Consider the following 23,354-nt stretch of genomic DNA (forward strand, 5'->3'; position numbering starts at 1 on the left):
CGATGAGTAACATTGAGCAGTTTCTTCAGGGAAAACTTCAGCAACGAAAAGATAACCTATCGATCAGAAATCTTTCTACAAACATCCCTCCTGTCGATTTTTGTTCAAACGACTATTTAGGTTTTGCCAGATCACAAGAATTAAAAGACCGCATCAACGAAATTATCGATCATTTACCTGATTATAAAAATGGTTCTGGCGGCTCCCGATTATTAAGCGGCAACACACTTTATACCGAACAAACAGAACAGTTTATCGCCAATTTCCACCGTGCTGAAAGCGGATTGATCTTCAACTCTGGCTATGATGCCAACGTTGGACTGTTATCAAGCCTTCCACAACGTGGCGATACCATTATTACCGACGAACTGATACATGCCAGTATTATAGATGGATGCAGGTTAAGTTATGCAACACGCTATAAATTTAGCCATAACGATATAAACGATCTGGAAGACAAACTTAAACTGGCCAAGGGAAATATTTTTGTCGTGGTAGAGAGTGTGTACTCCATGGATGGCGATACCGCTCCATTAACGGCAATATCCAACCTTTGCGATCGGTATGGGGCTAATCTAATCGTAGATGAGGCACATGCAACCGGTGTTTTTGGTCAAAAAGGCCAGGGCCTGGTTGATCAGTTCAATTTAAACGAGAAGGTATTCGCCCGTATTGTAACTTTTGGCAAGGCGATTGGTGCTCATGGCGCTATTGTTTTGGGCAGCAACAATTTACGCCATTACCTAATCAACTTTGCCCGGGCTTTTATATATACTACCGCAGCGCCAATACACAATATTATTGCTGTTAATGCAGCATATCAGTTATTAAATGGAATAAACCATGGCTTAATCCACAAAAAAATAGCGCTCTTTAGAAAATTAGTAAAAGAAAAAAACATATCTGCGCTAGATACCGAAAGCACTATACAGGGCATATTATTTTCATCGAACGAGGCCACAAAGCTTGCAGCGGCCACATTACAGCACAAAGGTTATGATGTACGTGCAATATTAAGCCCCACGGTAGCTGTTGGCAAAGAAAGGCTGAGAATATGCCTACACACCTTTAATACCGATGATGAAATTATCGCATTGGTAAACCACTTAAACACGATTAATTAAATGGCTAAATATTTTATTACCGGTATTGGAACCGGAATTGGAAAGACTTTGATCAGTGCAATTTTAACAGAAAAATTAAAAGCCGATTACTGGAAACCGATTCAATCGGGCGATCTGGATAGCAGCGACAGTAAAACCATCAGCAGTCTCATCAGCAATACACAAACCTTTATTCATCCCGAAAGCTACCGATTAACCCAACCTTTATCACCGCATTTATCGGCCAGGTTAGATGGTATTCAAATCGACCTGAACAATATCACAATACCGGTTACGCAGAACAATTTAATTGTTGAAGGTGCCGGCGGATTGATGGTTCCATTAAATGAATCGGAACTGATTGTTGACCTGATCAAAAAACTGGATGTGGAAGTGATCTTAATTTCTCAAAATTACCTAGGGAGCATAAACCATACACTCCTATCGGTTAATCTGCTAAAACAATACCATATTCCAATTAAGGGAATTATTTTTAACGGAGACGAGAATGCAGAGACTGAAAGATATATTGTGCAATATAGCAACGCAAAAAAGCTGGGCCATGTGCCTCATTTAAATCAGATTGACCAAGAGCAGATCGCCTTGGCTGGGGGGTATATTTCGCTTTAAAAATTAAAAAACCTTATAAATATAGATTGTCATCCTGAGCGAAGCCGAAGGATCTTCTCGAAAAGCCAATTGAACCATTCCATTACACCAATCCGTCATTCCAGCGCAGACGGGAATCTTAATGCATTCGCTATGTCTTGCCCCTTGCTCAGTCTTTCCCAACTCACCGCCGTTGGGGCTCTTTCTTTTCTCTTGATAGAAAAGAAACAAAAGATCAAGGCTTGGATCTGATGTCGGATAAATTCGTTAAAGCTTTTAAGGACGCGCTGCCTTGTTTGGGGTAAATACAAAGTGATTCTAAAAGCTTTAACGTTTTCTCCTTCCATCATATCCTAGGCCGGTAGCAGGGCGCAGATAGCAAGATGCCGATAGCAGCTTGTAAAGACTCCTGCCATAATTTATCATCCTGGTCCGATAGCTATCGGACGCAGCGAAGTATCTTCTTGAAAAAGCTAATTGAACCATTACATTACACCAATCCATCATGCTTACGTGCGGCAGTTGGGTCTGTTCAATAGACTGTGCTACGAATTAACTTCAATATTGCTTCGACATCAAATAGTACACGGAAATACAGTGAGCGGAGAACTAGATGCTGCTTATGGCCTGGCTAATTTGCACGCTGGTCCCATATTAATGGTAGTTTATAGAATGATTTCAATAAGCTATTTTGAAATGTTTCGACAGCCTCAAACTGACAATCTTGAAAATAAATTAGGCCCTGGGGGCATCCTCCCAATTATCGCTCAGTTAAATAGCCACTTTTTTTAAGAAAATCGGCCCATACCTGATACCCAGCTGGAATAAGGTGCAGCCCATCTTTGGTTAGTTCTGCCCTTAAGTGTTTATCCTGATCAGTAAAATTTGGATACAGATCGATAACAGTTACATTTTTTGCCGTGAATTTTCTGATCTCGTCATTTAACCAAAGGATATGCTCATCTTTTCCATAGTGGTTTTTAAACTTTTCAAAGGCACTGTTTACTGGTAAAAGTGTATTGAAGTAAATATGCGTTTTCTTCGATCCCTTTCTGATCCGGCTCACGATGGTTTTATAATTGCGCAGGATCACACTATCCGGGATGTTCCGTGAAATATCGTTTATGCCTATCAGAATAAAAACCTTGGCGGGCTTACCATCAATAACATCCTGTAAGCGATCCAAAACGCCAAAGGTAATATCACCAGAAATACCCCTGTTTTTAGCCTGCGGAAGATCCAATAATTTGGCCCAATCGGTTCCTGCGGTAATGCTGTTGCCCAGAAATACGAAATCTTTTTTGGATTTTGGATCGGCTTTAAATTTTGCAACCTGTTCTACATATTTTCCGGGGCGGTAGGTACTGTCCCATTTAACAACCTGTGCACTTACTGCGGTAACATTCAATGCAATTACCGCAGCAAGTAAAATTTTATTAAAAAATGCTTTCATATAGCTTAAATATAAATGCCTAAATTACTATTTCGCCTGAACTAAAATATCGGGAAAGTCAGAAATAATTCCATCTACATTTAAAGCTTTCAATTTTTGGATATCGGCTAAGGTATTGGCTGTCCACGGAATAATTTTTACACCATCGGCATGGGCTTTTGTTACCAGGTCTTCGTTAACCATTTGCCATACCGGACTTAAAATAAAAGGTTTGAAACCAAGGTCGGCAATATTTTCTTCGTACGTTTTTTTGTTGGCTACCAAAAAAGAGGTTTTAACATTTGGATATTTTTGATGAATGAGCTGAATGGTCCTTTTATCAAAAGATTGGATCACAACGTAGGGTGTAATTTTTTTCTTGGTGATTACCTCCATCAAAAGCTCAACAAAAACCGCTGGTTCAGGATTGGTAATACCATCGCCCTTATCACTGCATTTGGTTTCGATGTTATAAAAAAACTGTTTGCGTTTATTGGTTTTAATATCGCGCTGAACTGAATCTATCAGCTCCGAAAGTAAAGGCAAATGCGATTTCACTTTTTTCTGCTGGGGAAAAAGATCGTAATATTTACTCCCCAAATCGAACTGCTTAATTTCGGCATAGTCCATTCCGAAAATGGGATACTTCTTAGCATCAGCCTGGGCAATCTCTTTTCCATCGGGCGTAAGCATAAAGGCCGGACTTAAGTAATCATCGTGGGTAACCACTACCTTTCCATCTTTAGAGATATGGGTATCCATTTCTAAAGTGGTAATGCCTTCAATTTTCATGGTGTTCAGCATGGCCGAAATGGTATTTTCGGGCATTAAACCGCGGCCACCCCGATGCGCCTCGGCACTAAACTTTGGAAATTCGGCTGTTTTCTGTGCAAATGTTTCGGCACAAATTAAAGTTGAAGCTGTAATTAACAGCGCAGATACGCTTAATTTCATAGTATTTTATTGTTATTGCTTTAAAAAAGATCTGGATAATCGGTCATTACGCCATCTATTCCCAACGTCTTTAATTTTTCTATTTCCTCTTTTGAATTCACTGTAGCGGTTAAAACCCTTACCCCATCGGCATGGGCCTTATTGATGATTTCGGGATCAAAACCTTTATAGGATGAGCCTAGAATAAATGGCTTAAAGCCCAGATCGGCCATATGCGTTTCGTAAGGCTTATCATTATTGGCCAAATAATTCAACCTCACTTCGGGATATTTTCTATGGATATACTGCAGGGCACGTTTATCAAAAGACTGGATAATGGTATAATTTAATATACCTTTCTTCTTGATCACTCCAAGGACCAGATCGGCGAACTTTTCGGGTTTTGGATGTAGCAGATCGTCACCTTTTTCTGTTGATTTAATTTCGATATCGTAAAAGCACTGCTTTTTGTGGTTGGTTTTGATATAGTGCTGAACAGAATCTATTAAATCGCCCAACCGTGGGATATAACTTTTAACTTGTTGCTGATCAGGAAATGCAGCATAAGGTTTTGAGCCTAAAATGAAACTTTTAATGTTGTCGTAATTCATTTTATAAACAACATATTTCTTGGCATCCTCTTTTGGAATTTCGGTTCCGTTTGGTAAAAGTGTAAAAGCCCTGCTTAGGTAATTATCATGTGTAACTACTACTTCCCCGTCCATAGTGATATGGGTATCCATTTCTAAAGTAGTTACCTGATGGTTTTTTAGCGTAAACAACATGGCTTCAATGGTGTTTTCGGGCATAAGCCCCCTGCCGCCACGGTGTGCTTCGCTGCTAAACTTAGGGTATTCGGGCAATGTGCCTGCCACTTTTAACCGGTATAACGATAAGGTTGACAGCACCATTAATCCTGAAACAGCTGCAAGTACTTTCATTTGATTTATCCTTTAAATTCAGCTTCAAATACTTCTCCAAACCTATCGGTAACCACAACCTTTACCTGCTTAACAGCGGGTTCAAAATGCGCTACAAACAGGTGATCGGTTTTACTTGGTTCAGGAAATGCTCTGCCAGCAGGTAGTTTATCGCCCTTATACAGGGTTACCGATAAAGGATCGTATCCTTTTTCCTGCTCCAGTTTGCCCATAGCCTTACCATCCAAAAAGTACTCTACTTTCCACATCGGGTCCCAGTTCCAAACGTTGGCAATCAATCTTTTCTGGTTGGTTAATTCATCTACATAAATATGTACCTGCTCTTTTCTGTCCAAACCAGTAGGCTGGTAATACCATTTTAAATCGGTACCGTTTACCTCGTATACACCGTAACCACGCGGGGTTCCATCTTCGCATATCGGGCCTGTCCACCAAGCACCGCAAACGGCACCATGGTTATGTTCGAAAATACTGTTCGTAATTACATTTCTGTTGTAATGGGTATGTCCCGACATGATGTGCACATTGCTAAAGCCATTAAGCAAAGCGTAAAAATCGGTATTGTTTTTTACCGAATTGTGGATCGGAATATGGGTATTAACGATCAACAACGCATCCTTTGCCACAAATTCTAAATCTTTAGCCAGCCAATCCAATTGGGTTTGCGAAATATAGCCATCGTAAGTACGTTCTACGCCTAAATAGCGTACATCATCTAAAACTACGTAATGGGCCTTGCCCCTGTTAAAAGAATAATAAGTTGGCCCGTAATGCGATTGAAAAGTAACATCAGAGGTTTCATCGCCGCCCATCCGGTAATCCATATCGTGATTGCCCAGGCATTGGAAAAACGGAATCCCCATTTCTACAACAGCTTTATTATAATCGGCAAACAGTTCATGGTTATCCCAAACTATATCGCCTACGGTAATGCCATGTACGGGCAGGTTACCTATCGATCTGATTATCTTTTTGGTATCAGGCACCGATGTTTCCATCATTTGTGCCACATCTTTTTTATTCTTTACCTGCGGATCGGCCCAGATAATAAAGTTGTGCTTCGTATCATCAACCTTCATTTTTTTAAGCTCGAAGTTTAATTCGGCCTTTGCACCGGGCTTTTCATAATATTTAGCCAGAAAGCTATCGGTGGTAAATTCGAAACCGGAAGGTGTACTGATCCAGATAAACCGGGCCAGCTCGTGCACTTCTATGGTATAGTTTCCCTTCTTATCGCTTTGCACTACGCTATAACCGTCAGATACCACCACATTTGCTACGCCTTTACCCTTGCTGGTTATTTTACCGCTTATTTTTTTATCGGTTTCTAGAAAAGAAAATGAATGGCTTTTAAGGCTTACAAATAAGGTTGTGGCCAATAATCCACCTTTTTGTATGAAAGATCTTCTGTTCATCATTATTGCTGAAGTGCTTATCGTTATGCATCGCAATTTCTTTGCTAACGGTTATCACACACTGTAATTAAAATGTATATGTGACAAAAAATACCCAAACATTAAATGAATGCCTGGGTATCTTTTTATTGTTAATAAAATATTATCTGATTCTTGTAGGTGGAATAGTATCTCTACTTAATTCTTCACCAGCAGTACCGTAATTGATCACGATATTATCATCTTCTATTGTAGCCATCGTAGCAACTGGAGCAACCTTCGATAAAATAATATATTTCATGCTTCTTGCTCTAACCCATTTACCCAATGTTACACTGTAAACTCCGCCAGCTTTATAATACCAGCCCACATCTGCTACTGCATTTGGATGATAATTAAACTTGAGCGTATTTGTACCTTGTAAGTAATAAGGCTGATATCCTTTGGTTGGATCAGAGTTGTCGACTTCTAGAGGATCATAAACATCATAAAAATCCGTATTGGCAATTAAATAACCTTGGGCCGGTGGACCCGGGTTAAATAAACTTCCTCCGTTATGGATAAATACCACATCCATTGGTCTGGTTGTTGCAGTAACAGTTGTACCTTTAAATGCAGCAATACCGTAAGCATTACCACTATTGGCCAATAATGTACTTGTAATCGCGCCAAAACCATCACCAGCAGTTGTAGAATAATTAATTGCTCTGATATACTGTGCAGCAGGAATTGGCGTAGAGCTCGAACTATTGATCATTTTACCTGCACCACCAACGTAGAAGTAACCACCTTTTTTCACCGATCCGCTGGTTAGGTTAAATTTATAGGTACGTAATCCGCCAGTAGCCCAGCCATTGGCAGGGAAACCTGTTGGTGTTGAGGCACCTGCATTATTTGTGGTTACTACCGAAAATGGCGTAGCTGCAAAATCGATATCTCTTGTAGCAATAAACTGAATGTAGTTATTGTTCGCATTGGTTCCTTTTGGATCAGGTATCCATCCAGAGATAATGAAATCAGGTATTTCTGGTGTAGAACTTAAGGTAATTACATCTTTTGCTGTTCTCATATGATGCTCGGGAACCAAAGCTCCTTTGCTATCCACTTTATTGATAAGGATACCATAATAGTTTGCCGAAAATTGCAGCACATTTTTCGCAAAAGTTGCATTGGCATCTGTATGTAAGGTAATATCGCCAAAACCATCGTTTAACTTTTTGTCGCCCGATAAAATATCAGTAGGCAATGGAAGCGGATCAAAACCACCTTTTACAATGGCTAACAAAGTACTTTCGTATTTATCTGGATTGGCCAAAATAAAACTACTTGGAACTCTATTTTTAGCAATTGTTCGGTTTGAAGCTACTTTTTTAACTGCCGATGGGCTTACGTTCGTAATCTGCAAGTTGCCGTTTACGCGTTTTAATACTGCACCTTCCACATTTATCTGTACTGAATCGCCGGGAACGTACTTAGCGGCTTCACTGCCCAAAGGGATCTGAATACCACGCAATTCATTTAACCTGATACGGTCCTGCACAAAAAGGATGCCTTCTGGTAGATTTTTGCCAGAGTGATCTGAAATTACTACCGCAGCAATACTGTTAGAGCCAAACATGTTATCTGTACTCAACGTCACATCCTCACCTTTATAAAGGTTTCTTAAATCGTAAAGCGGAATATAGTTACTGACAACTCCCCCCGGATAATTCGATTTTTTACAACTGGTCCATAATAAAGGAACAGTGAACAGAAGAATGCTATATAATAATATCTTTTTCATGTTAATAATTTTAATAATTCCTGATTAAGGTTTTTGCCACCAAACGTTGGTTGATATTACATCTGCACCCTGTGCTGCAACAGCATTTTGGTAATTTGTTGGGTTTGCAGATTGAACATAAACGGGATAAGTCATCCTTGCAGGCATAACACCACCATTTCTTAAACCATCTCCTTTTGGTAATTTTGGATGGCTGGTACGGCGATATTCGAACCATTGTTGCATATCTACCAGAAATAAGGCATAATATTTCTGAACGTGAATCTGCTCTAACTTATCTTCAGTTGAACCTGTGTTTAACCAGTCGATATCTGCTTCGTTCACATACTTTGTAAATACCGGGCTGGTAATGGCAGTAGGGAAATTAGGCACCCAATAGTTGATTGCCGCCGCCATACCTGTATAATAATAGTTTTCTGCCGATCCACCGATATAACCTTTCAGCGCAGCCTCAGCTAAAATAAACTGAACCTCAGCATAATTCATCAGGATTCCGGTTAGTGGCGATTGCTGCAAAGATCTTGCGCCAATGGCTACACTCGAGCTCGTTTGATCGTAAGAGTAAAAATATGCCTGTTTAACTACGCCGGCTCCAATGGCATAACCACTTGGTACGCCTACAAATCCGCCCGGTCCCTGCGAGATACCCAAACGGTTGATCCCATTATTTGCATAACCATTAGCGGCGTTGATATCAATACGTGGATCGTTCCAGTTTGCTAAACGCTCAATAAAAAAGCTACCGATTGCCGGCGACCTGAAATCCTGTACCCTAACGCCGTTAACGTATGGGTTTACGAAAGGATCGGTTCCGGTTAAGCCTGTCCATGCTAAAGTAGCCGATTCATTATTGGCTTTCATAATCGGATAATTGGCTGCATTGGTTTCCACAATATCCTTAATCTTTGCAATTACCTGAGCAGAAACTTCCGATTTACCTGAAACCCTCAACAACAGCCTTAAATATAAAGAGTTACAAAATTTGCGCCATTTGGCCACATCGCCTTTAAATACAGGATCGCTTGATGGGGTAATGGCAGTACCCGCACTTAATAAAGTATTGGCTTCTTCCAGTTTTTTAAACATATCAAGGTAAATATCCTTCTGCTTATCGAACGCAGGCTCTAAAGTACCGGTGCTGCCCTGATTAGATTGCGAGTAAGGAATATCGCCATAAGTATCGGTTAACATCGAATAAATCCACGATTGGCATACCAAAGAAATCCCCTGGTATGATTTATTTTCCATACCCGGTTTTCCGGCCAGCTTATAAATATCTTTAAAGTTGGTTAACTGCACATACCAAGAGTTCCACAAATAATCAGAAAAGGTGTTGCGGTATTCGTACCTAAATACAGTTCCATCACCATCGCTGATGCTTACGGTTACTTGCATCAATTCATTGTTAAAGTTACGGTTACGGATCATGCCGGGCGTAAGGGTATTTACCAGGGCTGGTGCAAGCAGCTTATCTGGTGTTGTAGAAAGAATATTGATCGGATCAATATTAATTTCCTGAAAATTTTTATCGCAAGCGGAAAGTGTAGTCATTAACACACCCAAAACCGCAATACTCTTATATAGATTCTTTTTCATTTTTAAAAGATTATATACCAATTGATAAATTGAAACCATAAGTTCTGGTTGATGGGAATTGACCGATCTCGAAACCGGTAACAATATCCGAACCGCTAAGTGTACCAAATTCCGGGTCGAACATTGGCCATGGCGACCAGATGAAAAGGTTACGGCCATACACACCAAAACTTGCTGTTGATAAGCCAAGCTTACGTAAGAAGCGAGGATTAAACCTGTAGTTTAAAGAAGCTTCCCTGAACTTGATAAAATCGGTACTGAACGTACTTCCTTCGGCATTATCTGCGCCCATGTGCGAGCGGTAGTACTCATCAATATCGTAAGCTACAGTAGTGTTTTTAACATAAGAACCATCGGCTAACTGTACCACACCATTACCAATAATACCATTGTAACGGCCCGGTAAAGTACTGGTTAACTTACCCTGTTCAACCATTTTATAGTTTAACAGCGAGTGTGCAACAGCACCAACCTGTGCATCGAACAATACATTAAGGCTAAAGTTTCTGTAGCTGAAATTACTACCGATACTGAATTTATATTTCGGCATTGTGTTACCTAAGTAAACCACACCTTCGGTAATTTTCGCGAAACCAGTAGTCGCATCGTACACTACATTTCCTTGTGGATCGCGTACATAACCTCTACCATACAAATCGCCCATGCTTCCGCCTACTTTAGCTACAATCTGTCCGCCGGCAACTGGTCCTGTTCTTAAAATAATAGAACTATCGGTTAAGGCTTTAATTACGTTAGAGTTAGAAGCGAAAGTCGCATTTAAAGTCCATTTAAATCCATTTTTTTGGCTTATCGGTGTTCCGTTCAGCGCAACCTCAACACCGGTGTTGTTTACCTGTCCGGCATTAATTAACGCTTGGTTATAACCCGATGAACGGTCGATAATACGGGTTAAGATTTGGTTTTTGGTATTACCAGCATAAACGGCTACATCGAAACCTAATCTACCTTTAAGTAAACTCACCTCGGTACCCACCTCGTAAGTGGTGGTTTTAAGCGGTTTTAAATTTTCGTTAGGCAAAATAGAAGGGTTTACCAATGAGCTATCAGGATAAGTACCATTTGAAGCTAACGAATAAGTGTAAGCGGTACGGTAAGGTGTTGTACCACCGCTACCTACTTGCGATACTGAAGCTCTTAATTTCGCAAAGCTGATTACTTTAGGCAATTTGAAGAATTCTGACAATACAAAACTGGTACTGATTGATGGATAGAAAAATCCAACGTTATCTGTTCTGGTTGCAGTTGCCAATACACTACTCCAATCTTTACGACCGGTAATATCTACATACAAATAGTTTTTAAAGCTGGTAGATAAAATTCCGTAGAAACTGTTAATCCTGTATCTACTGGTATCCGGTATAGAAATTAACGGATATAAGTTATTGGTTAACTCATAAATATCAGGAATTTTAAGACCATCTGCACGAAGATCTGATTTATCGTATTTATTTCTTAGCTCACTACCGCCCAATGAAGCATTGATATTGATATCCTTTGAGATCTTTTTATCATATCTCAACAAGAAGTCAATATTGGTTTCCTGAGCATGAATATCCTGTTTACGTACAGATCCCTGCGGCAAACGGCTACCTGAATCGTAAGGACGTTCTTGTGCACGTTGCTCAGAAGAATAATCGATACTAGACCTTAACTGTAAGCTTAATTCTTTGGTAAACTGATAGCTGGCCTGAATATTTGCAGTTACGTTGTTACGGCCAGTTTTATTGATAAATTCGTTAACCACAGCGTAAGGGTTTTCAGGGAAAGAACTGAATGGATATTTGATTACCCGGTTCTCCTGACCATTGGCCCAGTAGTTTTTAATCCACTCTAAACTGGCGTTTGGCTGCCAGAAAATAAACCAGTACATTAAAGATTGGTTACCATAACCAGCGCCTGGAAGGTTATCGCTAAACCTATTGCCATAATTGATTTTAGTGGCAATTTTTAATTTAGAAGTTACATCAGTATTGGTTGATAAAGTAATTGTAGTACGCTCTACCCCAGTTTTAGGAACAATCCAGGTATTATTCTGGTTGGTGATAGAGAAACGTGCTGTAGTATTTTTATAACGGCCATCAATACTTAAAGAGTTTGTTAAATTCTCGCCTGTGGCAAAAAAATCTCTGATTTCGTTTTTATAAGGTACCCATGGGGTTCTGGTTTTGCCTGTTGTTTGCGTAACCGGATCGTACTGAAAAAACATCTGACCATCGAAACGCGGACCATAAGCCGAACTTGTTCCGCTGGTACTGGCGCCATCGGCAGTTGTACCGTAAGAATAATATGAAGCACCATCTAAACCTTGTCCATATTCGTATTGTAGATCCGGCCAACGGTTAACCTCTTCAAAAGATCCGTTAGAAGTGAATTTGATTCCAACTTTTTTACGTTTTGCGTTACCAGATTTGGTCGTTACAATAATAGCACCGTTTGCACCGCGCTGACCATACAATGCAGCCGCACCCGGGCCTTTTAACACCGTTACACTTTCAATATCCTCCGGATTGATATCGTTGATGGTACTACCGTAATCGGCTGGCATGTTATCACTTCCGGTACCATAAACACCGTCAGATCCATTTGCTGTACGCCTACCTCCACTATTGTTAATTACCACACCATCTACTACGATAAGTGCTTCGTTATCGCCGGTTAGGTTGTTTTCACCGCGCAAAATAATTTTATTTGAACCCGCAGGGCCACTGTTAGACCTAACTAAGTTTAAACCGGCCACTTTACCCGAAAGTGCATCGGTCCAGTTGGTAGCTACCGCATCAGTTAATTGCGTGCTGTCTATTTTGGTAACCGCATAACCTAAGGCTTTTTCTTCCCTCTTAATACCCAATGCCGTTACAACCACTTCACTTAGCTGTCCGGTAGAAGATTTTAAGCGGATAACAATACCATTCTGATTGGCACTGAAGTTGCGTTTAGTAACTTCGTAACCAACCATATTAAAAGAAATCTCGCCCGGAGCTGCAAGGCTAACCGAAAATTCTCCATTTTCGTTGGTTACACCCAATACTTTTCTTAAACTACCGGTTATGGTTGTACCCACTAAAGGCAAACCATCTTCGCTATCCAATACTTTTCCTTTAACCACGATATTTTTCGGAACAGGTTGCTGTGCAACTGCTGCTATGATAGATTGAGATTGGATAACAATCGATAACAGAAAGATTTTAAAGTAAAATGAAAAGGGATGTTTCAAAATGTTGAGGAACGGATTCTTTTCATTACGCGGGGAGTTAGGGACATCACCAACGTTTAATCCATGTCGATGCACAGAAGTTTTTTGCGTAAAAAGTTTGTTCATATTATATCCGGTTATTAGATTTCAATAATTAGTAATTTTCGTTTTATTCGTCTTCGGATTAGCGGCAAAGTAATGGCGTTAACATTAAATTTGTATTAAGCAGCAGTTAAGAAAACAAAAGGAACGCTCATAAAATTACGAATTGTTGGTTTTAACATTTTCAATACTTTCGATATTCAAAAAATGTTAACATAATCGAAACTATAAACAATTTATTAATTTCGGAAATAATATTTAAAGGAGAGAAAAGAAAGTTTTCTATACCAGAAGGACGTTCAATAACATAAACGAAATAAAACATCGCTCAATAGGCCAAAAACAAGTCCTATTAAGCATTAAAAGAAAGTTTAAGCAGATTTTAATGAAACAATAGGTATACTGAAAACGGGGTAATAATTTCGTTACAACAGTTACATTAAATACTATTAAATTAAAATTCAATAATTTTTAATAAAATTAAACATCCAATTGTAACATTTATACTTTAAGCCAAATCGAAAGCTAAAGAAACACTTTTAACTTGCTTTTACGTACTCAAACACGTGTTTCATGTAAAGTTTACGTAAAGAGAATGTTCGCTCAAGTGCAATAAGGATAATTACCGGAAATATTAAAAATTCAAGTAAACCAAAAATGTAGAAAAAGAAAGCGCAAATTAAAATCAATCTAAAGCATTCCAAATAGTAAATCCATTTACGTTGCTCCAAAAGCGCACCTATATTGATAAGTGTAACCAAAATAAATATCAAAACAGCAACCTTGTTTAAAAGACTTAAATTGCCATAACATAATGTAACTGCTGTGAGCATGGCAACAACAATAACCAGTTGTATATTTAAATAGTTTCTAAATTTAGGCTTATCGGCATGCTGGCCCTTATTTTGAAAATAGCGTTCCTCCAATACAGGCCTAATGTTCTGGTCCATTAAAGCTGGACTGCCAAAAACAGCATTCCATTTCCCCTTAAAACCATTTGCGCGCCTGTAGGCTTCTCCTATTTCCAGATAATAATGAAAATGCTGCCAAAGAAAACTATAACTCTTAATCGGATGCGTTAAACCATATTTAGGCGGTTCTTCCTCTTTTTGAAAGGTGCCGAAAATCTTGTCCCAAAAAACAAAAACATCACCATAATTTTTATCCAGGTACTTCTCGTCCGAAGCATGATGAACACCATGAAGAGAAGGTGTAATTAATACATTTTCCAACCACCCAAGTTTACCGATCAATTGCGTATGCGTAAAAAACGAATAGGCCCCGTGCGCCAAAAGTATGGTTATGATCATATTGGGATGAAAACCGATTAAAGGCAATATACACCAGAAAACATTGCGGAAAATAGACTGAATGGTCGTAATCCTTGCCGCTGCAGATAAATTAAACTCCTCACTTTGGTGGTGCACAATGTGCGCGGCCCATAAAAAATTAATTTCGTGCCCTAGCCTATGGTACCAGTACCAAACCAGATCGGTTGCAAGCAGCAATAAAATCCATACATACCATTTGGTAGAAATATCAAAAATGGCATAATTTACGTAAACCCATTGGTACACCTGATAAAAACTGGCCGCTATAAACAGGTTAAGCAAACGCTCTGCAATTCCAACACTAAAATTAGCTACCGTACTTTCGTATTTAAAAACCTTTGCTTTTTTTTGGTGGCCGGCAATTTTGAACTCTATAAATACAAAAATAAAAAATGCCGGAATCGCAAATGCCAGATAGTTTAAGGTCATAGTGGTCTGTTTCTTTTTTATGTTAACGTTGCAAACATAAATATATTCTAGTAAATACATAGATTTAATAGAATTATTTTATTACATATAGATTACGGCTATCTTCAATTATTGTTTGTGGTTTTAATTTATTTGTAGAACTTCGATTTTAGAAATACATTATTATGGCTACAAAGAAAAAAGGTGATAACAACAACATATTATCGATAGATATTGGCGGCACGAGCATAAAAACAGTGCTTTTGGATGAAGAAGGCAATATGCTTACCGAATATTTAAAAAGCAAAACCCCATCCGAAGCTACCCCTAAAGATATTGTTACTGGAATTGTAGAACTGATAAAAACTTTCCCTGATAGCTACAACCGCGTTTCTATCGGATTTCCGGGCTACGTTAAAAACGGGATCGTAAAAACGGCCCCTAACCTTGCAAAAGGAAAATGGGAAGATGTAGATCTGGCCCAGCGCGTAGCCAACGAACTTGGCAAATCGGTGCGCCTGGTTAACGATGCCGACCAACAGGGCTTGGGTGTGGTAAAAGGAAAAGGCTTCGAAATTGTGTTTACAGTGGGTACAGGCTTTGGTACTGCCCTTTTATTTGATGGAGAATTGCTTCCGCATTTAGAACTGGCACATTTCCCCATCAGCAAAGAGGAAGATTACGATGATTATATAGGCAACAAAGCTTTCGAAAAAATTGGCCAGGAACGCTGGAACAAAAGGCTCAAAAAGGTAATCGAAATCTATAAAACCGTATTCAATTACGATACCTTATATATAGGCGGGGGCAATTCGAAACAGATAGATTTTAAACTGGAACCGAACATTAAAACCGTAACCAACAGAGATGGCATTAAAGGCGGTGCCAAACTGTGGAAACTGGCCGATAAGTACAACATATTTACGGTCGAACCTAAAAAATAAAACCGCATATAATTACAATCTTTTAACAACAAAATCTGCAATATTAATTTGTAAACCCTATTTTTGGGTGCATTCAAAAAAATAAAAAATGGCAAATAACGATTTAAAAAAATATAAATTGGGCATGATCGGTTTGGGCACTATGGGCCGAAACCTATTGTTGAACATGGCTGATAAGGGCTTTTCTGTAACAGGTTACGATAAAGATCAAAAAATGATCGCGAAGCTTGAAGAAGAAGGCAAGACACATAACTTAGAGGGATTTAATGATATTGAAAGCTTTATTTCGAGCTTACAAACACCACGTACCTTAATTTTATTGGTTCCAGCCGGTCCTATTGTAGATAGCGTTATTGCCGAATTGAAGCCGCTTTTAAGTAAAGGCGATATTATTATTGACAGCGGAAACTCGCACTTTACCGATACCAACCGCCGTGTAGATGAACTGGAAAAAGATGGCCTGCATTTCTTCGGAATGGGTATATCAGGAGGAGAAGAAGGCGCACGTTTTGGTCCTAGTATGATGCCAGGCGGCGATAAACAGGCTTACAACGTTGTTAAAGAAGTTTTTGATGCCGTTGCTGCAAAAGTTGGCAGCGATCCTTGTGTAACCTATATTGGCCCGGGTGCTTCTGGCCACTTTGTTAAAATGGTGCATAATGGTATTGAGTATGCCATCATGGAGCTTATTGCCGAAGTTTATGGTATCCTTAAAAATGGCTTAGGCTACTCAAACGAAGAAATTTATAAAGTATTCAAAAAATGGAATGAAGGTAGACTTCAGTCATTTTTACTCGAAATTACTGCCGAGATCTTCCTGTTTAAAGATACAGAAACCCAGAACGACCTTTTAGATCAGATTAAAGATGAAGCCCGCTCTAAAGGAACCGGAAAATGGACTTCGGAGGTTTCGATGGAACTGCAGTTACCCGTACCTACCATTAACGAAGCCGTATCTAACCGCGATTTATCTAAATTCAAAAAACTTAGGGTTTCGTTAGAAGAAGCTTTTGGTAAAAAAGATACCAAGATAGACGTTACTGTTGATGAGCTGGAAGATGCTTTCTATTTTTCGATGATCAGTGCCTATTCACAAGGTATGCACCTATTGGTTCAGGCCTCTAAAGAATACCAGTACGATTTACAATTGCAGGAAATTGCAAAAATCTGGCGTGGTGGCTGTATCATCAGGGCTACTTTCTTGGCCGATATTTACCAGGCTTATGAGAAGAATAATGCTTTAGAGCACCTTTTCGGTGATGCTGGAATCCAGAACATCATTAAAGGTACCTTAGCCGGAACACGTAAAACCATATCAGCCTGCATTAACTCAGGACTGGGCATACCTGCTTTTGCATCTACCCTAACCTATTTCGATACCATTACCACAGGCAGAATGCCTTCTAACCTAATTCAGGCTCAACGCGATTTCTTCGGTGCGCACACTTTCGAACGCATTGATAAAGAGGGTGTATTCCACGCTGACTGGAATAAATTATCTTAACTATATTGTATTTACGATCAAAATAATAAAATGAAAACTAAAACCGCATTAAACCCGACCATATTTGTAATATTTGGCGGAACAGGTGATTTAAACAAAAGAAAATTAGCACCTGCCCTATATAATCTGTTTATGGAGGGTTACATGCCAAATAAGTTTGCAATTATTGGTACCGGCCGGACCGAATTTACCGATGATAGCTATAAAGCTGCTTTAGAAGATGCTGTTAATCAGTTCTCGAGAAGCGGAAAAGTAAAAAAAGAAAAATGGGATGAGTTTGGAAATACCATCCACTATTGCCCTACCGATTTTGCACAGCCTAAAACATTCGAAAATTTAAAGGCAGCGGTAGAAAAATATCAAACAGAATATGGCGCAGGTACACAGGTAATTTTTTATCTGGCTGTTGCACCTAATTTCTTCCCTATTATTGCAGAGTGTTTACAGAAATATAAATTAACACAGGATGAGGATAACAGCCGAATCGTAATTGAAAAACCTTTCGGTCATGATTTAGAATCAGCCAAAGAGCTGAACACACTGCTAAGCACCATTTTTACGGAAAAACAGATTTACCGTATTGATCATTACCTGGGTAAAGAAACTGTGCAGAACATGATGGCTTTCCGTTTTGCCAATGCCCTTTTCGAACCACTTTGGAACAGATCGTATATCGACCACGTTCAGATTTCGGTAACAGAGCAATTGGGCGTTGGAGACCGTGGAGGTTATTACGAAGGTTCGGGTGCATTGCGCGATATGATCCAAAATCACCTGTTGCAGCTACTTTGCCTTATTGGTATGGAAGCGCCGATTAATTTTGATGCCGATGAGATCAGGAACCGCAAGGTAGAGGTTTTAAAGGCCATGCGTCCGTTCTCTGCTGAAGATATCCGTTTCCACACCGTTCGCGGGCAGTACAGCAAAGGTTGGGTAGAAGGTAAAGAAGTTCCGGGCTACCGCCAGGAAAAAGGTGTAGATGACCATTCCAATACCGAAACATTTGCAGCAGTTAAATTCCATATCGATAACTGGAGATGGCAGGGCATTCCGTTCTATCTGAGAACAGGAAAACGCTTAAACCAAACTTCATCATTGATTACCATTCAGTTCAGGGATGTTCCGCATCAGATTTTCTCTTCTGGCGTAACCGAAAACTGGCAGCAAAACCGCTTGGTAATCAGTATCCAGCCCGAAATGAGTATCCGTATGCAGGTACAGGCTAAAAGACCTGGTTTGGATATGGTATTAAATCCGGTTGATATGGTTTTCGATTATAAAGGAACCTACGAAGGCGATACGCCAGAAGCATACGAAACTTTATTGTTGGATGCTATGATGGGCGATCAAACCTTATTTATGCGTGGCGATCAGGTTGAAGCGGCATGGGAATTGGTAATGCCGATTTTAAATACATGGGAAAGCAAAAAATCAATCAACTTCCCTAATTATCCTGCTGATAGCTGGGGACCTGAAGAAGCCGAGGCATTAATTGCAAGAGACGGTTTCCACTGGTTTAACCTGCCATTAAAGAATAAGGATTAAACAAAAAACACCGTCATTGCGAGGCACGAAGCAATCCTACTACGATTGTTATTCAAAACCAGGCGCTTTAAGATTGCTTTGTTCCTCGTGGTGACGATTAACTTATAAAAATGAATTTACTCATATACAAAACCCTCGAAGAATTAAATCAGGATTTAGCGGACTACGTCATCAAAATCGCAGAAATGTCGATTGAGGAAAACGACCGCTTCAATTTTGTGCTAACCGGAGGGAGTTCTCCAAAAGCACTGTACCATCTTCTTGCTACCGAATGCGCGCATAGAATTGATTGGGAGAAGGTGTATTTCTTTTTCGGAGACGAACGCAATGTACCAGCAGATGATGATAACTATAATGGATTAATGGCTAAAAAAGCAATTTTAGATCCATTGGGAATTAAAGAAGATCATATTTTTTATGTTGATACGACCCTAGCGCCAGAAAAAGCTGCTATTGAATATAAAAAAGCAATTGATAAGCACTTTAATGGCGAAGACATTGCTTTCGATCTTATTCTTTTGGGTATGGGTGATGATGCACACACGGCTTCTATTTTTCCGCATACCACTTTGGTTAAGGATGAAGAAGTAAACATTGCCTCTGTTTTTGTAGAAAAATTAAACACTTACCGCATCAGCTTTACTGCTCCGTTAATTAACAAAGCAGATAATGTGGCATTTTTGGTTTTTGGCGAAAATAAGGCCGAAGCACTGAAACACATTATTGGTGATGAACAAAAAGATGTTGACACCTACCCTTCGCAGTTAATTAATCCTGTTGATGGAAAATTAACCTGGTTTACCGACGAGGCTGCAACAAAATTATTAGAAGATTAAAGCACCATGTCTGAGGAAAAACTTTTATCAGACTTTTTAAACGGAAAAACGGAATACACCTTGGGGTTATTCCGTTTTTTTATTGATCAATTGGCCGAAATGGGAGAAGTTAATCTGCGTCCAACCAAATCTATGATTGCCCTCGAAGCCAAAACCAGCTTTGCCTACATTACCCAATTGGGCAAAAATTTTATCCATGTGGTTATCCCCTTCAATCGGCCTTATGAAGATAATTTATGTTTTAGTAAAATTGCCCAGGTACCCGGCACCAAGCAGTACAACCACCATTTAAGGATTTTATTTAAAGAAGATATAAATGAAGAGGTTAAAGGTTTTTTGAAATTGGCAATGGGGTAACCCGTTTTTTAACTATCGAGTACACAGAGGAAAGCACGGAATGCAGAGCGCTAGATACATATGTAAGTCTAATGTTTCTAATTGTGCTGTCGGATGTTGCCATCCAACAGTTAAAACCAGACTAATATGAGCATCGGATGGTAACATCTAATACCAGGTATCGTTGTAGATTTCTCCACTCCGGTCGAAATGACGACTCGGTGTGCTGTCGGATGTTGCCATCCGACAGTTATAAATCATTTCTCCAATTCGATTGAAATGGAGATTTTAGGATTAGCGTTCTTTAATCCAACTTTTCCTCAATCAATAATTTGATAATCCCATCCGCCATTCCAACCTTTGGCACATAAATTTGCTTAATACCTGTCCATTTCATTAAGGTTAAGTAAATTTCGCAGGCCGGTATAATTACATCTGCACGGTCTGGATTTAAACCCAAGGTATTAATCCGTTCTTTTAAAGAATAACTGGTTAGCTTATTGTACATTGCATTCAACTTCTGTAAAGAAAGTGGCGCGTTATCCTTCTCATCCGACATGCGGAAGAGTTTATTGATGTTCCCTCCTGTTCCGATACCAGCTAAATGTTTGTAAGCCTTGGTATGTTCCTTTACCCAGTCTTTCATTTCATCCCAGGTTTCTTCTTTGTCCTGGTTATCGAGCATCCTAATGGTTCCGATATTGAAAGATCTAGAAGCCTCGGGCACTCCTTTTACAAAAACAGACAGCTCTGTACTTCCACCACCTACATCAATATACAGATATGTTTTGCTATCATCCAACTCGGCCTCTATGTGGTTAGCGTAAATAATATTGGCTTCTCTTTGGCCTTCAATAATTTCGAGGCTAAGACCTGTTTCTTCTTTAATCAACTTAACAATGTCCTGCCCGTTATTGGCCTCGCGCATGGCCGATGTAGCACAGGCCAAATATTCAGAAACGTGGTAAACATCCATCAGATTTTTAAAAGCGGTCATGGTTTTAACCAGATCGCCGGTTTTTTTCTCTGAAATATGCTGATCCAAAAATGCATCATCACCTAACCGCAACGGCACGCGGATTAGTGTATTTTTCTTGTATTTGTATTCTCCTTCTTGTTTACTGATATCGGCAATGAGTAACCTCACGGCATTCGAACCGATATCTATGGCTGCGTATCTTAACATTATGATTGATGCTTGGTTTTTAAATAGTTGTATATATCAACTTGCGCCCTTATTTTTTTGCTTAATCTGTTTTTGTGATATTTATTGTTGTTCAGGGCATTAATCTGCCTTGATTTAGTATTATCCTGCAGTTGCAGATCGATAATATCCTGTATTTCCTGCTTCACATCGTGGTCTAATACCGGAAAACCTACCTCTACGCGGTGCTCAAAATTACGGCTCATTAAATCTGCTGAAGAAAGGTACATATCGTTTTTGCCGTTGTTGCCGAAAATATAAACCCTGGCATGTTCCAAAAACTTATCGATAATGCTGATGGCGGTTATGTTTTCGCTAAAACCTTTAACACCTGGCACAAGGCAACATATACCGCGGATAATCAACTGAATTTTAACGCCGGCATTACTGGCTTCGTAGAGTTTGCCAATAATACCTTCATCGGCCAAACTGTTTACTTTTAATAAAATATAGGCTATTTTTCCTGCCTTGGCATTTCTAATTTCCCTGTTAATAAAATTAACGAGCTTAGATCGGCTCTCTAAGGGCGAAACAATCAGGTGTTTAAAACCTTTTGTAACGGTTCTTTTGCTCAAAGCATCAAATAACTTAACCAGATCATTCGTAATTTCCTTTTTAGCCGTAAAAATGCTGTGGTCGCAGTATAAACCAGCTGTTTTTTCGTTAAAATTACCTGTGGCTAAATTGGCATAATAAACGGGTTTATCTTTCTCCATCCGTTTTACCAAACATATTTTGGAGTGTACTTTATAATCGGTTAACCCATAGTTTACCTTAACGCCTTCTTCCATTAAACGGCTGGTCCAGTAAATGTTGGCCTGCTCGTCAAAACGTGCTTTCAGCTCTAAGAGTACAGAAACCGCTTTCCCATTTTTAGCTGCATTAATTAAGGCATTGATTACCTTCGAATTTTCTGCCAAGCGGTAAAGGGTAATCTGTATTTCGGTAACTTTTGGATCAATAGCTGCTTCACGCAGAAAGAGAATAATATAATCGTAAGATTGATAAGGTAAATTAACCAGGTAATCGCGCTGTGCCACTTTGGTAAACACACTCTGTGTACGGTGAAGATCGTGCACCTTAAGCGGTACATTGGGCGCATATTCCAGTTCTTTTTTGCCCACATTCGGAAAGGCAATAAAATCGCCAAATTTATGGTAACGGTTACCCGGAATTAAACTTTCGGCCTCTAATTTCAGCTTATTTACCAAAACGGTCAACATATTTAAAGGCATGGCCGAATCGTAAAGCAAACGCATGGGCTTGCCTTTTTTCCTCTTTTCTAAACTGCTCTTTAAATCATCAATAAATTTATCGCTGATATTTTTATCAATATCCAATTCCGCATCGCGGGTAAGCTGAATAGAATAGGCTTCTAAATTATCGTAGGTAAAAACATAAAAAATATCGTCTAAACAATAGCGTATAATGTCTTCGGCAAGGATAATAAACTTTAAATCATTGGTTTCGGGCAATACCAAAAACCGCGGCAAGCTTGGTGGAATTTCAATAAGGGCATATTTTTCCCTCACCTTACTGTCTTTTTTGGATAGCTTAACAAAGAAATATAAGAACCTGTCTTTCAATTCAGGAAAAGGCTTATCCATATCAATCATGATCGGAACCAAGTTGGATAAAATCTTATCCCTGAAATGGTTTTTAACAAACTCGCCCCTGCTTACGTTCAACTGGGTATCATTTAAAATAAAAATCCTGTTCTGGGCAAGTTCGTTAATCAAGGTAGCCTGAAAAAGCTGGTCGAATTTCCGTTCTTGCTTTACAACAATATTCTTGATTTCGTTCAGTATTTTTTTAGGGTTAAAGCCTAAAAGTGCTTTTGCTTTATCGTTTAAATTGGTTAGCCTGGTCATTGTAGCTACCCTAACACGATAAAATTCTTCCAAGTTGGATGAAAAGATAGAAAGAAACTTGATACGCTCAATTAGTGGTACAGTTTCATCTGCTGCTTCCTGAAGCACACGGTCGTTAAAATAAAGCCAACTAATTTCGCGGTTAAAAAATGGAATCTTCTTCTTGCTCATTTAAAAAAATAAAAAATCCCTGCCAAAACAGGGATGCTCAAAACTGCACATTAATTTGTTAAATTGATGTTAATTCATCTGCACGTTAACGTTAACA

At 39.2% G+C, this 23,354-nt stretch carries 17 protein-coding genes; 7 read left to right on the forward strand and 10 right to left on the reverse strand.

What is annotated here, in order from left to right; translation table 11 throughout:
- Positions 1 to 2: 2 nt before the first annotated feature.
- Positions 3 to 1,124 carry an aminotransferase class I/II-fold pyridoxal phosphate-dependent enzyme gene (locus ACS5PU_RS06285; RefSeq protein ID WP_439458422.1) on the forward strand — a complete coding sequence of 374 codons (1,122 nt, stop codon included), beginning with the start codon at positions 3 to 5 and terminating at the stop codon, positions 1,122 to 1,124.
- Positions 1,125 to 1,733 carry a dethiobiotin synthase gene (gene bioD / locus ACS5PU_RS06290; protein WP_439458423.1) on the forward strand — a complete coding sequence of 203 codons (609 nt, stop codon included), beginning with the start codon at positions 1,125 to 1,127 and terminating at the stop codon, positions 1,731 to 1,733. It abuts the gene before it with no gap.
- 739 nt (positions 1,734 to 2,472) lie between these two features.
- Here bioD and ACS5PU_RS06295 read toward each other — a convergent pair.
- The 8 genes from ACS5PU_RS06295 to ACS5PU_RS06330 all read right to left on the reverse strand — a co-directional run bounded on the left by ACS5PU_RS06295 (position 2,473) and on the right by ACS5PU_RS06330 (position 14,927).
- Positions 2,473 to 3,165, reverse strand: coding sequence for a GDSL-type esterase/lipase family protein (locus ACS5PU_RS06295; protein WP_439458424.1), 693 nt, complete (start codon positions 3,163 to 3,165; stop codon positions 2,473 to 2,475).
- Between the two features lie 27 nt (positions 3,166 to 3,192).
- Positions 3,193 to 4,098, reverse strand: a complete 906-nt coding sequence (locus tag ACS5PU_RS06300) for a glycerophosphodiester phosphodiesterase family protein (protein ID WP_439458425.1) — start codon at positions 4,096 to 4,098, stop codon at positions 3,193 to 3,195.
- A 20-nt stretch (positions 4,099 to 4,118) separates the two neighbouring features.
- Positions 4,119 to 5,018 carry a glycerophosphodiester phosphodiesterase family protein gene (locus ACS5PU_RS06305; RefSeq protein ID WP_439458426.1) on the reverse strand — a complete coding sequence of 300 codons (900 nt, stop codon included), beginning with the start codon at positions 5,016 to 5,018 and terminating at the stop codon, positions 4,119 to 4,121.
- 5 nt (positions 5,019 to 5,023) lie between these two features.
- Positions 5,024 to 6,436, reverse strand: a complete 1,413-nt coding sequence (locus tag ACS5PU_RS06310) for a calcineurin-like phosphoesterase C-terminal domain-containing protein (RefSeq protein ID WP_439458427.1) — start codon at positions 6,434 to 6,436, stop codon at positions 5,024 to 5,026.
- A 139-nt stretch (positions 6,437 to 6,575) separates the two neighbouring features.
- Entirely contained in the window at positions 6,576 to 8,195 is a 1,620-nt protein-coding gene (locus ACS5PU_RS06315; protein ID WP_439458428.1) for a DUF5689 domain-containing protein, read from the reverse strand.
- Between the two features lie 24 nt (positions 8,196 to 8,219).
- On the reverse strand, positions 8,220 to 9,791 hold the full coding sequence (locus ACS5PU_RS06320) for a SusD/RagB family nutrient-binding outer membrane lipoprotein (protein ID WP_439458429.1): 1,572 nt from the start codon (positions 9,789 to 9,791) through the stop codon (positions 8,220 to 8,222).
- A gap of 10 nt (positions 9,792 to 9,801) precedes the next feature.
- Entirely contained in the window at positions 9,802 to 13,131 is a 3,330-nt protein-coding gene (locus ACS5PU_RS06325; RefSeq protein ID WP_439458430.1) for a SusC/RagA family TonB-linked outer membrane protein, read from the reverse strand.
- Positions 13,132 to 13,646: 515 nt separating this feature from the next.
- On the reverse strand, positions 13,647 to 14,927 hold the full coding sequence (locus ACS5PU_RS06330; RefSeq protein ID WP_439458431.1) for a sterol desaturase family protein: 1,281 nt from the start codon (positions 14,925 to 14,927) through the stop codon (positions 13,647 to 13,649).
- Positions 14,928 to 15,031: 104 nt separating this feature from the next.
- Between ACS5PU_RS06330 and ACS5PU_RS06335 the strand changes: the two genes are divergently transcribed.
- From ACS5PU_RS06335 to ACS5PU_RS06355, 5 genes are all read left to right on the forward strand, one after another.
- Positions 15,032 to 15,790, forward strand: a complete 759-nt coding sequence (locus tag ACS5PU_RS06335; RefSeq protein WP_439458432.1) for an ROK family protein — start codon at positions 15,032 to 15,034, stop codon at positions 15,788 to 15,790.
- 88 nt (positions 15,791 to 15,878) lie between these two features.
- On the forward strand, positions 15,879 to 17,294 hold the full coding sequence (gene gndA, locus ACS5PU_RS06340; protein ID WP_439458433.1) for an NADP-dependent phosphogluconate dehydrogenase: 1,416 nt from the start codon (positions 15,879 to 15,881) through the stop codon (positions 17,292 to 17,294).
- 30 nt (positions 17,295 to 17,324) lie between these two features.
- A complete protein-coding gene (zwf, locus tag ACS5PU_RS06345) occupies positions 17,325 to 18,839 on the forward strand; it encodes a glucose-6-phosphate dehydrogenase (protein WP_439458434.1) in 1,515 nt (504 codons plus the stop codon).
- A gap of 110 nt (positions 18,840 to 18,949) precedes the next feature.
- Positions 18,950 to 19,675, forward strand: coding sequence for a 6-phosphogluconolactonase (gene pgl / locus ACS5PU_RS06350; RefSeq protein WP_439458435.1), 726 nt, complete (start codon positions 18,950 to 18,952; stop codon positions 19,673 to 19,675).
- A 6-nt stretch (positions 19,676 to 19,681) separates the two neighbouring features.
- On the forward strand, positions 19,682 to 20,032 hold the full coding sequence (locus ACS5PU_RS06355; RefSeq protein WP_439458436.1) for a DUF5655 domain-containing protein: 351 nt from the start codon (positions 19,682 to 19,684) through the stop codon (positions 20,030 to 20,032).
- A gap of 283 nt (positions 20,033 to 20,315) precedes the next feature.
- On the opposite strand, the gene ACS5PU_RS06360 is transcribed toward ACS5PU_RS06355, so the two are convergent.
- Entirely contained in the window at positions 20,316 to 21,197 is an 882-nt protein-coding gene (locus tag ACS5PU_RS06360; protein WP_439458437.1) for a Ppx/GppA phosphatase family protein, read from the reverse strand.
- Complete coding sequence (ppk1, locus tag ACS5PU_RS06365) at positions 21,197 to 23,257, reverse strand: polyphosphate kinase 1 (RefSeq protein WP_439458438.1); 2,061 nt, start codon at positions 23,255 to 23,257, stop codon at positions 21,197 to 21,199. The genes ACS5PU_RS06360 and ppk1 overlap by 1 nt, the downstream gene beginning before the upstream one ends.
- Positions 23,258 to 23,354: the final 97 nt, after the last annotated feature.

The organism is Pedobacter sp. GSP4, from assembly GCF_051857575.1.
In the GTDB taxonomy this organism is placed as follows: Bacteria; Bacteroidota; Bacteroidia; order Sphingobacteriales; family Sphingobacteriaceae; genus Pedobacter.